The organism is Streptomyces sp. NPDC003248 (genome assembly GCF_055563235.1).
On sequence record NZ_JBVHDT010000006.1, the window covers coordinates 1 to 14,256 of the forward strand.

The 14,256-nt window shown below is 72.9% G+C and carries 12 protein-coding genes; 2 read left to right on the top strand and 10 right to left on the bottom strand.

Going from position 1 to position 14,256, the window contains the following annotated elements; genetic code table 11:
- Positions 1–368 precede the first annotated feature (368 nt).
- Positions 369–1,373 carry a stage II sporulation protein M gene (locus tag ACZ3KJ_RS16135; protein ID WP_467527454.1) on the bottom strand — a complete coding sequence of 335 codons (1,005 nt, stop codon included), beginning with the start codon at positions 1,371–1,373 and terminating at the stop codon, positions 369–371.
- Positions 1,374–1,499: 126 nt separating this feature from the next.
- On the opposite strand from ACZ3KJ_RS16135, the gene ACZ3KJ_RS16140 reads away from it, so the two are divergent.
- Positions 1,500–2,438: an RDD family protein gene (locus ACZ3KJ_RS16140; RefSeq protein WP_467527455.1), complete on the top strand. Its 939-nt coding sequence runs from the start codon at positions 1,500–1,502 to the stop codon at positions 2,436–2,438.
- 18 nt (positions 2,439–2,456) lie between these two features.
- Here the strand turns inward: ACZ3KJ_RS16140 and ACZ3KJ_RS16145 are convergent, their stop codons facing one another.
- The 9 genes from ACZ3KJ_RS16145 to ACZ3KJ_RS16185 form a co-directional block, all read right to left on the bottom strand.
- Complete coding sequence (locus tag ACZ3KJ_RS16145) at positions 2,457–3,071, bottom strand: hypothetical protein (protein WP_467527457.1); 615 nt, start codon at positions 3,069–3,071, stop codon at positions 2,457–2,459.
- A gap of 189 nt (positions 3,072–3,260) precedes the next feature.
- The gene (gene ahcY, locus ACZ3KJ_RS16150) at positions 3,261–4,721 is read right to left on the bottom strand and encodes an adenosylhomocysteinase (protein WP_467527459.1); all 1,461 of its coding nucleotides are present in this window, start codon (positions 4,719–4,721) and stop codon (positions 3,261–3,263) included.
- 328 nt (positions 4,722–5,049) lie between these two features.
- Positions 5,050–6,030 carry a cation diffusion facilitator family transporter gene (locus ACZ3KJ_RS16155; RefSeq protein WP_467527461.1) on the bottom strand — a complete coding sequence of 327 codons (981 nt, stop codon included), beginning with the start codon at positions 6,028–6,030 and terminating at the stop codon, positions 5,050–5,052.
- Between the two features lie 136 nt (positions 6,031–6,166).
- Positions 6,167–7,318: a mannose-6-phosphate isomerase, class I gene (manA, locus tag ACZ3KJ_RS16160; protein WP_467527463.1), complete on the bottom strand. Its 1,152-nt coding sequence runs from the start codon at positions 7,316–7,318 to the stop codon at positions 6,167–6,169.
- 162 nt (positions 7,319–7,480) lie between these two features.
- Complete coding sequence (locus tag ACZ3KJ_RS16165; protein ID WP_467527465.1) at positions 7,481–8,614, bottom strand: SIS domain-containing protein; 1,134 nt, start codon at positions 8,612–8,614, stop codon at positions 7,481–7,483.
- A gap of 66 nt (positions 8,615–8,680) precedes the next feature.
- Positions 8,681–8,851 (bottom strand): Trm112 family protein, encoded by a 171-nt coding sequence (locus tag ACZ3KJ_RS16170; protein WP_078936097.1) that lies wholly within the window; start codon positions 8,849–8,851, stop codon positions 8,681–8,683.
- A gap of 919 nt (positions 8,852–9,770) precedes the next feature.
- Complete coding sequence (locus ACZ3KJ_RS16175; protein ID WP_467527467.1) at positions 9,771–11,135, bottom strand: phosphomannomutase/phosphoglucomutase; 1,365 nt, start codon at positions 11,133–11,135, stop codon at positions 9,771–9,773.
- A 150-nt stretch (positions 11,136–11,285) separates the two neighbouring features.
- On the bottom strand, positions 11,286–12,902 hold the full coding sequence (locus tag ACZ3KJ_RS16180; protein ID WP_467528051.1) for an L-lactate permease: 1,617 nt from the start codon (positions 12,900–12,902) through the stop codon (positions 11,286–11,288).
- Positions 12,903–13,054: 152 nt separating this feature from the next.
- The gene (locus tag ACZ3KJ_RS16185) at positions 13,055–13,477 is read right to left on the bottom strand and encodes a DUF3499 domain-containing protein (RefSeq protein WP_187826098.1); all 423 of its coding nucleotides are present in this window, start codon (positions 13,475–13,477) and stop codon (positions 13,055–13,057) included.
- A 295-nt stretch (positions 13,478–13,772) separates the two neighbouring features.
- Between ACZ3KJ_RS16185 and ACZ3KJ_RS16190 the strand changes: the two genes are divergently transcribed.
- Complete coding sequence (locus ACZ3KJ_RS16190; protein ID WP_401695142.1) at positions 13,773–14,222, top strand: metallopeptidase family protein; 450 nt, start codon at positions 13,773–13,775, stop codon at positions 14,220–14,222.
- Positions 14,223–14,256 lie beyond the last annotated feature (34 nt).

Below are 14,256 nucleotides of genomic sequence, written 5' to 3' on the forward strand. Positions count from 1 at the left end.
CACCCGAGAGACTCTCTCAGGCTTTCCTCCGGGCTTTTCCCTTCGGTCTTGCGTTTCCGACTCTATCAGATCTTTTCTCGATCCGATTTCCTCGGCGCTTTCCAGGTTTCCGCTCTCGCGGTTTCCTTTCCGGCGGTTCCGACTTTATCAGAAGTTCTGAGCCGGTCTGACCGGCCATTCATTTCCGATTAATCGGGGGTGGCTTCTGTGGAAGAAGTGTTCCGAGAGGCCTTATAGATTCTAACTCGCTGCCGACCGGACCCTGTCCAGTCCAGGCAACTGTTCGAATCTACCTCCCCACGCGCTCCGTGTCAACGGCTCTTGTGGGGCGAAGAGGAGACTAGCAGCTCGACAGGGCCCGTCGCACATCACGCGGCCGTCGGCGCCGTCGCGCTGCGCTCGGCGTGGTCGAGGTCGCCCGTGTCCCCGGCGCGGACGGCCCTGGCGCCGAGGACGTAGACGTAGGCGAGGAAGGCCAGCTCGGCGGTGGTGCCGATGGTGATGCGGGTCCAGGTGGGCAGGCCGGAGGGGGTGACGAAGCCTTCGATGGCACCAGAGACGAAGAGGACCAGGGCGAGGCCGATGGCCATGGCCACGGCGGCTCGGCCCTCCTCCGCCAGGGCGGTGCGTCGCGTGCGGGGACCGGGGTCGATCAGGGTCCAGCCGAGCCGCAGTCCGGTGCCGGCGGCGACCCAGACCGCGGTGAGTTCGAGTAGGCCGTGCGGGAGGACGAGGCCGAGGAAGGTGTCGAGTCGGTCGGCCGAGGACATCAGGCCGATGCCGATGCCGAGGTTGAGCATGTTCTGGAAGAGGATCCACAGGACCGGCAGGCCGAGGAAGACGCCCAGGACCAGGCACATCGCGGCTGCCTGGGCGTTGTTCGTCCAGACCTGGGCGGCGAAGGACGTGGCCGGGTGGCTGGAGTAGTAGGTCTCGTACCGGCCACCGGGCCGGGTGAGCTCGCGCAGCGCGGCGGGGGCGGCTATGGAGGACCGCACTTCGGGGTGCGTGCCGATCCACCACCCCAGTAGGGCGGCGACGGCAGTCGAGACGAGTGCGGTCGGGACCCACCAGTGGCGCGTCCGGTACACCGCGGCGGGGAAGCCCCGGGTGAGGAAGCGCGTGGCGTCGCGCCAGGAGGCCTGTCGGGTGCCGGTCACCGTGCTGCGCGCGCGGGCCACCAGGTGGCTGAGCCGGCCGGTGAGCTGTGGGTCGGGGGCGCTGGACCGGATCAGCGAGAGGTGGGTGGCCGTGCGCTGGTAGAGGGTGACGAGTTCGTCGGCCTCGCTGCCGGTGAGGCGGCGCCGGCGCAGGAGGGCGTCGAGGCGGTCCCATTCGGCTCGGTGCGCGGAGACGAAGACGTCGAGGTCCATCGGTGTCCCTGCTCCTCGGCTTCGTGGGCGGCCGGTCGTGTACGTCGGCTTGTCGTACTGCGGTGCGGTGGGTTCTCAGCTTGGCAGACTGGCCGTCGTCGGGGCGGGTCGGGAAGGGCGGCGGGCATGAGTGAGCTGGTGACGGGCGAGGCGGTGGCGCTGGAGCTGGAGCCTGCCAGGCTGCCCAGCAGGTCGTTGGCCGCGTTGGTGGATCTGACCGTGGCCGTGGTGGGCTACGTCGTCATGAGCATCGCCCTGGTGGCGGCTACGGCGTCCCTGGACGAGGCCGCGCGGACGGCGGTGTCGGTCGCCGTGTTCCTGCTGGTGCCGGTGGGTGGGCCGGTCGCGGTGGAGACGCTGAGTCGGGGGCGGTCCTTGGGAAAGCTGGCGTGCGGGTTGCGGGTGGTGAGGGACGACGGCGGGCCGATCCGGTTCCGGCACGCGCTGGTGCGGGGCGCGCTCGGGGTGGTGGAGATCCTGCTGACGGCGGGGGTGGTGGCCTGTGCCGCCTCGCTGGTGTCGGCGCGCGGGCGGCGGCTCGGGGACGTGTTCGCCGGGACGCTGGTGGTGCGGGAGCGGGTGCCGGTGGCGCGGACCGGGTTTCTGCCTCCTGCGCCGCCGTGGCTGGCCGGGAGGTTCGCCGGGCTCGATCTGTCGGCGGTGCCGGACGGTCTGTGGCTGGCGGTCCGGCAGTACCTGGGGCGGGTGGAGCAGTTGGACGCGCAGGTGGGCCGGGCGATGGCGGAGCGGCTGGCCGCGGATCTCGCGGCGCGTACGGGGGTGCCGGTTCCCCAGGGGGTGCCGGCGGCCGCGTATCTGGGGGCTGTTCTGCGGGAGCGGCAGGTGCGGGAGGCGCGGCGGGTGTACGAGTCCGGGGGCGGGAGGGGTGGGAGTGGGGGTGGTGTCGGGCCGGGTGTGGTGCCGTCCGTGCCTGATGGTGGTGGCTGGGTGGCGCCGGAGGCCGCGTCGGCGCCGGAGGCCGGGGTGGGGGGCGGGTCGGCGTCGGCCGGGGGCGGGGTGCCGTCGGTGGAGCGTCCGGCGACCGGGTTCGTGCCGCCCGCGTAGGTGCCTTCCCGGTGGGGGTCAGGGGAAGGTCGACGGGGGTGACGCGAGGTCTTCCAGTTCGACTCCGGGTGCCGCGAGGACCACGTCCCCGGCGATGTGGACGGTGTGCTGTTCCCCGGTGTCCAGGGCTGTGACCTGGTATTCGTCGACGATCAGGGGGCCGTTGTCAGTGGCGTGTGCTTCTCTGTCGACCAAGGCCCAGGACTGGTCCACGGTGCGCGGGGCGAGGACCGGGTCCGTGAAGGCGACGAGGCGGACGCGGGTTGCGGAGGTGGGAAGGGTGAGACGCAGGAGTCGGGCGGTGGCGACGAGGAAGGCGGGGGAGGTGCCGGTGAAGGCGTGGGCCTGGACGTTGCCTTCCGTGGCGTGGGCGCCGGTGGGGTCGGTGCGGACCCAGGTGACGCCGTCGAGGGCCGCGCCGCGTACCTGCCAGCCGCCCGCGTGGAGTTCGAGTCGCAGAGGGCGGCCCAGGTCGTCGAGGGTGAGGTCGACGGAGCCGCTGTGATCGCCGGTGGGGGTGGTCAGCCGGGAGACGTAGCGCCAGCCGGAGGGGCCGGGGGCGCACTGGAAGTGCTCGTGGGCGAGGGGGGTGTGATCGTGCGGGTCGTGGAGCGCATAGCGGCCGCGGGGCATCGGGGTCCTGGGGGTGATGGGCTGGGCCGGGCACCTCGCCGAGGTGGCCGGCACGGGACGGCCGGTGCGGCCGGAGACCGAAGGGGCAGGCCCCCGACACGGGGGTGCGGGGGCCTGCCTCGGAGGATCTGTCCGGTGCCGGGGGCGCGTCGGTGCTCGGGTGCGCTCCCCGGCGGTGGGGCTGCGGACTCAGTAGCGGTAGTGGTCCGGCTTGAAGGGGCCTTCGACGTCGACGCCGATGTAGGCGGCCTGCTCGGGGCGGAGCGTGGTGAGCTTGACGCCGAGCGCGTCCAGGTGGAGGCGGGCGACCTTCTCGTCGAGGTGCTTGGGCAGGGTGTAGACGCCGGTCGGGTACTCGTTCGGCTTGGTGAACAGCTCGATCTGGGCCAGGGTCTGGTCCGCGAAGGAGTTGGACATCACGAAGGACGGGTGGCCGGTGGCGTTGCCCAGGTTCAGCAGGCGGCCCTCGGACAGGACGATGATCACCTTGCCGTCGGGGAAGGTCCAGGTGTGGACCTGCGGCTTGACCTCGTCCTTGACGATGCCGGGGACCTTGGCGAGGCCGGCCATGTCGATCTCGTTGTCGAAGTGGCCGATGTTGCCGACGATGGCCTGGTGCTTCATCTTGGCCATGTCCGAGGCCATGATGATGTCCTTGTTGCCGGTCGTGGTGATGAAGATGTCGGCCTTGTCGACGACCTCGTCGAGGGTCGTGACCTGGTAGCCGTCCATCGCGGCCTGGAGGGCGCAGATGGGGTCGATCTCGGTGACGATGACGCGGGCGCCCTGGCCGCGCAGGGACTCGGCGCAGCCCTTGCCGACGTCGCCGTAGCCGCAGACGACGGCGGTCTTGCCGCCGATGAGGACGTCGGTGGCGCGGTTGATGCCGTCGATGAGGGAGTGGCGGCAGCCGTACTTGTTGTCGAACTTCGACTTGGTGACGGCGTCGTTGACGTTGATCGCCGGGAAGAGGAGGACGCCGTCGCGCTGCATCTCGTACAGGCGGTGGACGCCGGTGGTGGTCTCCTCGGTGACGCCGCGGATCTCCGAGGCGAGCTGGGTCCACTTCTGGGAGCCCTCGGTGATGGTGCGGTGGAGGAGTTCGAGGATGACGCGGTGCTCCTCGTTCTCGGCGGTGTCGACGGCGGGGACCTTGCCGCCGGCCTTCTCGTACTCGACGCCCTTGTGGACGAGGAGGGTGGCGTCACCGCCGTCGTCGAGGATCATGTTGGGGCCGCCGGTGGGGCTGTCCGGCCAGGTGAGGGCCTGCTCGGTGCACCACCAGTACTCCTCCAGGGTTTCGCCCTTCCAGGCGAAGACCGGGACGCCCTGGGGGTTGTCCGCGGTGCCGTTCGGGCCGACGGCGATGGCGGCGGCCGCGTGGTCCTGGGTGGAGAAGATGTTGCAGGAGGCCCAGCGGACCTGGGCGCCGAGGGCGACGAGGGTCTCGATGAGGACGGCGGTCTGCACGGTCATGTGCAGGGAGCCGGTGACGCGGGCGCCGGCGAGGGGCTGGGCGGTGGCGTACTCCTTGCGGATCGCCATGAGGCCCGGCATCTCGTGCTCGGCGAGGGTGATCTCCTTGCGGCCGAACTCGGCCAGGGAGAGGTCGGCGACCTTGAAGTCCTGTCGGTTGTCGACAGTCGTCATGGTGAGCTGCTCCTCGGGGTTGGGGCGAGGTGTGGGTACGGCCGGTCTGCGCGGCGGCGGACACAGGGGTGTCCTGCGGGGACAGGGGTGTGCCCGCAGTGTGCGCGGCGCAGTCCGTCGGAGGCCCTCTCTCCCTCGGCCGGTCCGTCGTGGACCGCCCGACCGCCATCAGCAGCGACGTCTGGCTCCCTTCCAAGCTACACGGTGACCCGGTGAGGCCCCAGTCCGCCTCCGGCGGATCACCTCGGTCGCGGGGGCGGGAGACGCGGCGGGGCCCGCCGTGGTCGGCGGGCCCCGTCGGGTGGCCGGGCGGTCGTTGGCCGTCCGGTCAGTGGTCGGCCGGGGGGTGGCTGGGGCCGCCCGGGGTCGCTTCGGGGTCGGCGCCCTTGGCGGCCTCGGTCTCGCTGTAGATGTCGGGTTCGAGGTAGATGACGCGGGCGATGGGGACGGCCTCGCGGATACGGGTCTCGGCGGCGTCGATGGCGGTGGCGATCTCGGTGGCGGTGTCGTCGTGCCGGACGGCGATCTTGGCGGCGACGAGGAGCTCCTCGGGGCCGAGGTGGAGGGTGCGCATGTGGATGACGCGGGTGACGGTGTCGCCGTCGACGATGGCGGTCTCGATCTTGCGGACGTCCTCGACGCCGGCGGACTCGCCGAGGAGGAGGGACTTGGTCTCGGCGGCGAGGACGAGGGCGATGACGACGAGCAGCACGCCGATGCAGACCGTGCCGATGCCGTCCCAGACGCTGTCGCCGGTGACGAGGGTGAGGCCGACGCCGAGCAGGGCGAGGATCAGGCCGACGAGGGCGCCGAGGTCCTCCAGGAGGACGACGGGGAGTTCGGGCGCCTTGGCGCGGCGTACGAACTCCTTCCAGGAGAGGTCTCCGCGCAGCGGGTCGGACTCTTTGATGGCCGTCCGGAAGGAGAAGGACTCGGCGATGATCGCGAAGACCAGGACGCCGACGGGCCAGTACCAGTGCTCCAGCTCGTGCGGGTGGTTGATCTTCTCGTAGCCCTCGTAGATGGCGAACATGCCGCCGACGGAGAAGAGGACGATGGAGACGAGGAAGGCGTAGATGTAGCGTTCGCGGCCGTAGCCGAAGGGGTGTTGGGGGGTGGCCTCGCGCTGGGCCTTCTTGCCGCCGACCAGGAGGAGGGCCTGGTTGCCGGAGTCGGCGAGCGAGTGGACGCCCTCGGCGAGCATCGACGACGAGCCGCTGAAGGCGAACGCCACGAACTTCGATGCCGCGATCGCGAGGTTGGCGGCGAGTGCCGCCACGATCGCCTTGGTACCGCCTGACGCGCTCATGTGTTCGCGTGGTCCCTTCGTCCTCGGGTGGTCCTGGGGGCGCTCGTGCCGTCGTCGGCTTTGCCCGTCCTTTGCGGTGCGCCATTGTTGCAGCCCGGTCCGTGAGGCGTGTGCCCGGTGGGCCGGGCGGGATGCGTCAGGCGACGACCGTCGCGCGGAAGACCGTGCCGGGTCCGGACACTTCGGCTTTTTCGCCCGCGGGGACGAAGGTGGAGTGGCCGGGGGTCAGGTCGTGGTCGCCCGCGCGGACGGTACCGGCGGTGCACAGGAGGATCTGCGGGGTCGCGAGGGTGAGGTCGTGGGGGGCGGTGCCCTCGGGGAGGACGTACCGGGAGAGGCGGAACTCGTCGATGGGGGTGTCGTAGACCTCTTCGCCGTCCGGGCCGGCCTCGGGGCGCAGGACGCGGGGGTCGCCGGGCTCGAAGCGGACGATGCGCAGGAGTTCGGGGACGTCGACGTGTTTGGGGGTGAGGCCGCAGCGCAGGACGTTGTCGGAGTTGGCCATGATCTCGACGCCGAGGCCGCTGAGGTAGGCGTGCGGGACGCCGGCGCCGAGGTAGAGGGCTTCGCCGGGCTGGAGGCGGACGTGGTTGAGGAGCATGGCGGCGATGACGCCGGGGTCGCCGGGGTGGTGGTGGGCGATGCCGGCGTAGGGGGCGTGGTCGCCGCCGAGGCGGTCGCAGGCGGCCGCGGCGGCGGTGACGGTGCGGGTCATCTCGTCGGGGTCGGCGGTGAGGATCGCGGTGAGGACCTCGCGCAGGGCCGCCTCTCGGGGGCGGGCGCGCAGGAGGTCGGCGTACGGCTTGAGGGAGTCGACGCCGAGGCCGTCGAGGAGGTCGGCGGCGTGGGTGGGGGCGCGGAAGCCGCAGAGGCCGTCGAACTCGGTGAGGGCGCAGATGAGTTCGGGTTTGTGGTTGGCGTCCTTGTAGTTGCGGTGGGGGGCGTCGAGGGGGACGTGCCGGCGTTCCTCGTCCTCGTAGCCCGCGCGGGCCTGGGCGAGGTCGGGGTGGACCTGGAGGGAGAGGGGGGCGCCGGCGGCGAGGATCTTGAGGAGGAAGGGGAGGCGGGGGCCGAACCGGGTGACGGCCGCCGTGCCGAGTTCGGCGCGCGGGTCGGCTTCGATGACGTCGAGGAGGGTGCCCCGGTCGGTGCGGGAGGGTGCGCCCGGGTGGGCGCCCATCCACATCTCGGCCTGTGGTTCGCCGGTCGGTTCGACGCCGAGGAGGTGCGGGATGGCGGTGGGGGAACCCCAGGCGTAGGGGCGGACGGTGTTGTCGAGGCGGTACATGCGGTGTCTCTGCCTGCCTGTCTGTCGGTCTGCCGCGGCTGCCGCGCGGGTGGCTGCCGCGGTCGGCTGTGACGGTCCGTCCGTCGTGTGGGCCGGCGCGCCGGTGCTCGTTGCGGCGGCCCGCGACGGCGGTCGCCCGGGTGCGGTCGGTCGGTCGCCAGATCAGGCGTTCGAGGCGAGCGCCAGGTAAACGGCGGCGAAATCCGTGATGGCGATCAGTTCGGCCAGGGTGACGAGTTCGTCGCCGGGCTCCGGTTCGAGTTCGCTGATCGGCGTGTCGTGGCTGAGGGCGAGGTCGCGGGCGGCGGGGGCGGCGGTGAGTCCGCCGATCGGGCGGTCGCGCAGCAGCACCACGCGCGCGTGGAGGGCGGGTGGTTCCTCGACGCGGTCGCGGAAGAAGTCGTCCGGGTCGGCGCTGGCGGCGAGGGGGCCGGCGAGCAGGGTGCTGTGGGAGGCGAGGGCCTCGGGGAGTTCGGCGACGATGGCGGGGCGGCCGGAGAGTTCGGCGAGCGCGGCGGCGAAGCGGCGGCCGGCGGGGCCGGCGGAGTCGCCCTCGGTCCAGATGACGGGGAGGGCGTCGGCGAGTTCGGCGGCCAGCGTCTTGGCGGGGTTGCTGTAGGTCGCGATGGCGGGGCCGCAGCGTTCGGCGATGTGGTCGAGGCGGTCGGCGACCTTCTCCAGGGCGTCCGGCGGGGCGGAGAGCAGGGCGATCCGGTCGAGGAGCGCGAGGAGCGGGGTGAGCAGGGCCCACAGGACGCCGGGGGCGGACGCGGCGACGGGGGGCTGCTCGTCCTGTTCGTACGGCGCGGTCGCCAGCGGTACGAACAGGCCGTGGGCGCCGGCCACGGCCTCGGTGAGCGGGGAGCGGGCGGGTGCTACGGCGGCGACGGTGCAGCCGCGCCGGTAGGCCTGCTCGGCGAGGAGGGAGAGGCCGGGTTCGGTGCCGTCGGGGGTGGCGATGAGGAGGAGGTCGACGGAGCCGACCCAGCCGGGGAGTTCCCAGCGCAGGGCGCCCGCGGCGGGGGCCACGCCGGTGGGGGCGAGGCGGGTGACCGGGCAGGAGGCGCCGGCGAGGGTGCCGAGGAGGTCGGCGACGCAGGTGGCGGCCGCTCCGGGGCCGGCGATGAGGATCGCGCGCGGGCGGCCGTCCGGTTCGAGCCGGGGGACGCCGGCCTCGATGGCGTGCCGGGCGGCGGTGCGGACACGGGCGCCGGCCTCGGCGGCTCCGCGCAGGAGGGCCCGGTGGTCTGCCTCGGCCAGGGCCTCCGGCGTGTCGAGCAGCGATTCGTCGAGCATGGCGTCAGTTCTCCGATCGCCGGGTCGTCGTCGGTGTGCGGGCGCCGGGGGGCGTGGGGGGCGTCGTTACGCGGGGCGGCGGGCCTCGTCGACGAGGAGGACGGGGATGCCGTCGCGGACGGGGTAGGCCAGGCCGCAGTCCTGTCCGGTGCAGATCAGCTCGGTGTCCTGCTCCTCGAGGGGGGCGTGGCAGGCCGGGCAGGCGAGGATCTCCAGGAGGCCGGCTTCGAGCGGCATGGGGTGTCCTTCCGGGTGGGTCGGTGCCGTGGTGGCGGGTGTGGGAGGTGCGGATGTGCCTGGTCAGCGTACCGCTGGTGGGGGTGGGGTGTCGGGGTGGTCGCGGAGGGTTTCACTCCTGGCTCCCTTGCCCGTTGTGGCGCGTGACACGCCCGTCGCGTGCTGCGGGGTACGCCCTGTCGCATGCCGCGCGTCACGTCCGGTCGCATGCCGTGTGACGCACCCCGTCGTATGCCGCGCGACACGTCCGGTCGCATGCCGCGCGACACGCCCTGTGCAGGCCTCCGGCCGCTCCTGCGGGGTTCCGGCCGCTTGGGCGCCGGTGGGTGCCGGGTGGTCGGGCGGGCGGGGGCCTTCGGCTCACCGGCGTGCACGTGGTGCCGGCGGTTTCGGCCGCACGGGCTTGAGGCCGCTTGGGCCCGGGGGGGCGCCTCGGGCCGGGAGTTTCAGGCCGCTTCGACGTACGGGTGACCCAGCAGGCACGTTCCGGGCCGGCCCGGCCCGCGAGTTCCGGGCCGGCTCGGCCGCGGGCGCCTTGGGCCGGCCCGGTCCCCGGGCACCGTCGGCGCCTCAGCGCTCGTGAGCCCGCGGCCAGCTTGGAGCCCGGCGTCCGCCGCCCAGTGACCGGCGACGGGCGATGGGCGCCCAGCGGCCGGTGGCCGGTGTGCCGGGTGTGCCGGTCTGCCGGTCTGCCGGTGGCCGCGATCACGGCGACCGCGCTCCCGCCACCCTCAGCGCCCGGCGTCCGCCGCCGGCGCGGCGCCAGTGACCGGTGACAGGCGACCGGTAGCCGGTGCGCCGGTGGCCGGTGGCCGCGATCACGGCGACCGCGCGCTCCCGCCACCTCAGCGCCCGGCGTCCGCCGCCGGTGACCGGCGACGGGCGGTCGCGACCGCGGCGACCGCGTGCTCCCGCCGCCTCAGTCCCGGATGATCCCCAGCACCTCGTCGCGGATCTTCCTCATCGTCGCCTCGTCGCGGGCCTCCGCGTTCAGGCGGAGGAGGGGCTCGGTGTTGGAGGGGCGGACGTTGAACCACCACTGTCCGGAGGAGACGGTGAGGCCGTCGAGTTCGTCGAGGGTGACGTCGTCGCGGGTGCCGTAGGCGGCCTTGATCGCGGCGATGCTGGCGGCCTGGTCGGCGACGGTGGAGTTGATCTCGCCGGAGCCCGCGTAGCGGTCGTACTGGGCGACCAGGGAGGACAGGGGCGCGTCCTGGCCGCCGAGGGCCGCGAGGACGTGGAGGGCGGCCAGCATGCCGGTGTCGGCGTTCCAGAAGTCCTTGAAGTAGTAGTGGGCGGAGTGTTCGCCGCCGAAGATCGCGCCGGTGCGGGCCATCTCGGCCTTGATGAAGGAGTGCCCGACACGGGTGCGGACGGGGGTGCCGCCGTTCTCCTCGACCACTTCGGGGACGGTCCAGGAGGTGATCAGGTTGTGGATGACCGTGCCCCGGCCGCCGTGGCGGGCGAGTTCGCGGGCGGCGACGAGGGCGGTGATCGCGGACGGGGAGACGGGCTCGCCCTGTTCGTCGACGACGAAGCAGCGGTCGGCGTCGCCGTCGAAGGCGAGGCCGAGGTCGGCGCCCTCCTCGCGGACCCGCTTCTGCAGGTCGACGAGGTTGGCCGGGTCGAGGGGGTTGGCCTCGTGGTTGGGGAAGGTGCCGTCGAGTTCGAAGTAGAGGGGGACGAGCGTCAGGGGCAGGCCGGCGAAGACGGTGGGGACGGTGTGGCCGCCCATGCCGTTGCCCGCGTCGACGACGACCTTCAGGGGGCGGACGGCGGTGAGGTCGACGAGGGAGCGCAGGTGCGCCGCGTAGTCGTCCAACGTCTCGGCCCGGGTGACGGTTCCCGGGGTCGGGGCCGGTTCGGGGGCGCCCGACCGCGTCCACTGCTCGACCAGGTCGCGGATCTCCGCCAGGCCCGTGTCCTGGCCGACGGGGGCGGCGCCCGCGCGGCACAGCTTGATGCCGTTGTACTGGGCGGGGTTGTGGGAGGCGGTGAACATGGCGCCCGGGAGGTTCAGCGCGCCGGAGGCGTAGTACAGCTGGTCCGTGGAGCACAGGCCGATCTCGGTGACGTCGACGCCGCGGGCCGCCGCGCCGCGGGCGAAGGCTCGGGTCAGGCCGGGCGACGAGGGCCGCATGTCGTGGCCGACGACGATGGCCCCGGCGCCGGTCACGCGGGCGAAGGCCGCCCCGAACAGCTCGGCCAGGGACTCGTCCCACTGGTCCGGGACCAGCCCGCGCACGTCGTACGCCTTCACGATCTGCGACAGATCAGCAGCCACGGCCAAACCTTCCTGAAAGTCCTGTGAGTCACCACAAACTACCCGGAGCGACCGACAGCCCGCTGTGGGTCGGCCGTGTCCGACCCACAGACGTAACGAGGACGGCCCCCCTGGCGGCGGAGCGGACCTCCGTCGCAGGTCACGGTGGGCCTACGGAAGCATCCAGTCCAGTACGGGCGCGCTCTGGCCGACGACGACGAGGCACATCACCAGCAGCAGGCCGAGGCTCCAGGGCAGCACCTTGCGCAGCAGGTCGCCCTCGCGGCCGGCGAGGCCGACGGCGGCGCAGGCGATGGTGAGGTTCTGCGGGGAGATCATCTTGCCGAGGACGCCGCCGGAGCTGTTGGCGGCGGCCAGGAGTTCGGGTGAGAGGCCCGACTCGCGGGCGGCGGTGACCTGGAGGGCGCCGAAGAGCGCGTTGGCGGAGGTGTCGGAGCCGGAGACGGCGACGCCGAACCAGCCGAGGACGGGTGACAGGAAGGCCAGTCCGGCGCCGGCCGCCGCCACGAAGTGCCCGATCGTCGCGGCGTGCCCGGACAGGTTCATGACGTAGGCGAGGGCCAGGACGGACGTCACGGTGAGGATCGCGAACCGCAGTTCGTACACGGTCGCGGCCCACTCCTTGGCCGCCACGCGCGCGTGGACGCCGAGAACGGCCGCCGTGCCGATGCCGGCGAGCAGGACGAGCGTGCCGCCCGTGGAGACGACCGGCCAGGTGAAGAGGTTGGCGCCGACGGGCCGGCCGTCGGGGTCCACGACGTCGAGGAACGGCCAGTCGTACGTCTGCGTCGCCCGGGCGAGCCGGTCCTTGACGGCCGGGATCTGTGCGACGGAGAAGATCGTGACGATGAGCGCGTAGGGGGCGTAGGCGCGGACGACCTCCCGGCGGGGGTCGCGCTCGTCCAGTTCCTCGCTGCGGGTCCCCGTCAGCACGGACGCGCGGACCGCCGCGGGTGCGGGCACGCGCGCGTGCGGTACGGCGGACAGGGCGCCCGCGCCCGCGAGGGCGGCGCCGATGTCGGCGAGCTGGGCGGAGACGTAGTTGGAGGCGGCGAACTGGGCGACGGCGAAGGCGGTGCCGCACACGAGGGCGGGCAGCCATGTCTCGCGCAGGCCGCGCCGGCCGTCGACCAGGCCGACCAGGAGGAGCGGCACGACGAGGGCGAGCAGCGGTGTCTGACGGCCCACCACGGAGGCGACGGTGTCCAGGGGCAGGCCGGTGACCTGGGCCAGGGTCACCACCGGGGTGCCCATGGCGCCGAAGGCGACCGGCGCGGTGTTGGCGACGAGGGAGACCACGGCCGCGCGGACCGGGTCGAAACCGAGGGCGACGAGCATGACCGAGCAGATGGCGACCGGGGCGCCGAATCCGGCGAGCGCCTCCAGCAGGGCGCCGAAGCAGAAGGCGACGACCAGGGTCTGGATGCGCGGGTCGTCGGAGAGCCTGCCGAACGAGCGGCGCAGGACGTCGAAGTGCCGGGTGCGGACGGTCATCCGGTAAACCCACAGGGCGTTGACGACGATCCACAGGATGGGGAAGAGGCCGAACGCGGCTCCCTGGGCGGCGCTGGAGAGCGTCTGGCCGACCGGCATGCCGTAGGCGAGGCAGGCGACCAGAACGGCCGTCAGAAGGCCCGCGGGACCGGCCAGATGGGCCTTCATGCGGACGCCGCCGAGCAGGATCAGGACGAGGACGAGGGGCAGGGCCGCCACGAGGGCGGACAGGCCGAGCGAGCCGGCGACGGGTTGCAGTTCCTGGACGTACACGGGAGCCCCCGATTCCGTCATGCGGAAAGCGATTTCTCGCTCTGCGTCTGAACGGAAGGGTGGCGTCCGCGCCGACGGCGCGTCAATGGGTGTGCGTCAGTGCGTGCGGCGGCCGTCACGTGTCCAGGGGGCACGGCACGCGCGGACGGCCGTCAGTTGTCCGGGGAGCGCAGCACGCGCAGATGGCCGCGGCGGGCGACCTCCATCGGGTCCGCTCCGCGTCCCCCGCCGCCTGCTCCGGCGGCGCGCTCCTGTGGGCGGGCCGCCTCGCGGACGGCGTTGGCAAGCGCTTCCAGATCGTCGCCGCTGGGGCGCGCGGGAGCCGAACCGTCGAGGAGCCGGACGACCTCCCAGCCGCGCGGCGCGGTGAGCCGCTCGGAGTGCTCGGCGCACAGGTCGTAGCAGTGCGGTTCGGCATAGGTCGCGAGCGGGCCGAGGACCGCGGTCGAGTCGGCGTAGACGTACGTCAGCGTCGCGACGGCGGGTCGGCCGCAGGCGGTGCGCGAACAGCGACGTACAGGGCTCACGACGTTGGACGGTACCGCACTCTTGAGCGGGCCGCGACGACTCTCCACCAGGTCACTCCACCGTGTCGTGTTGTGAAACGCCCCACAGGCCACTCCAGTCATACCTCGCTGACCTGCGCGAACGCCAGTCCTCACGGCAAGGAAGGCCCTCCGGTTCAGTCGCTGCCCGGTACAAACACCATCAATTGCCACGAGTTCGCCAGTCCCGGAGAGATACGGAATCGAGCCCGAGCTTGGCTGGAAAGGTCATCCCGCGACATGCCGTGCGCGGCGGCCGGACGGCGTACGGGGTGCTGCGTGGGGCCGGGCGGCCGGGCGCGGCGGGGACTACGCTTCGGTAGTGATGGACAGCCCCGTACCGCCCCGTGCCACAGGCCCCGGGCCCCGCCGCCGTGATCGCCACGGCCGGGGCATGCGGGGGCCGATCGCGCCCCCTCAGGTGCCGTTGGCCGCGAGCCGCGCCGACCTGTTCGCGGACCTGGTGCAGGACTCCGTGGAGCGGCTGGAGCGGCGGTGGCCGCAGCTCGCCGACATCGACTTCCTGGTGCTGGAGGTGCCCCGGCTGGACGGGGCCGAGGTCCCGTGGAACGACGAGGCGGTGCCGCTGGGCGGGACGGTCCCGGCGCGCGAGGGGCGCCGGGCGCGGGTGGTCGTCTACCGGCGGCCCGTCGAGATCCGCACCAAGGGGCGCGACGAGCGGGCCGCGCTGGTCCACGAGATCGTCGTGGAGCAGGTGGCGGAGCTGCTGGGGCTGACCCCGGAGACGGTGGATCCCCGGTACGGGGAGGACTGAGCGACCGCCGACGGGCGGTGTGCGTCCGCCCGTC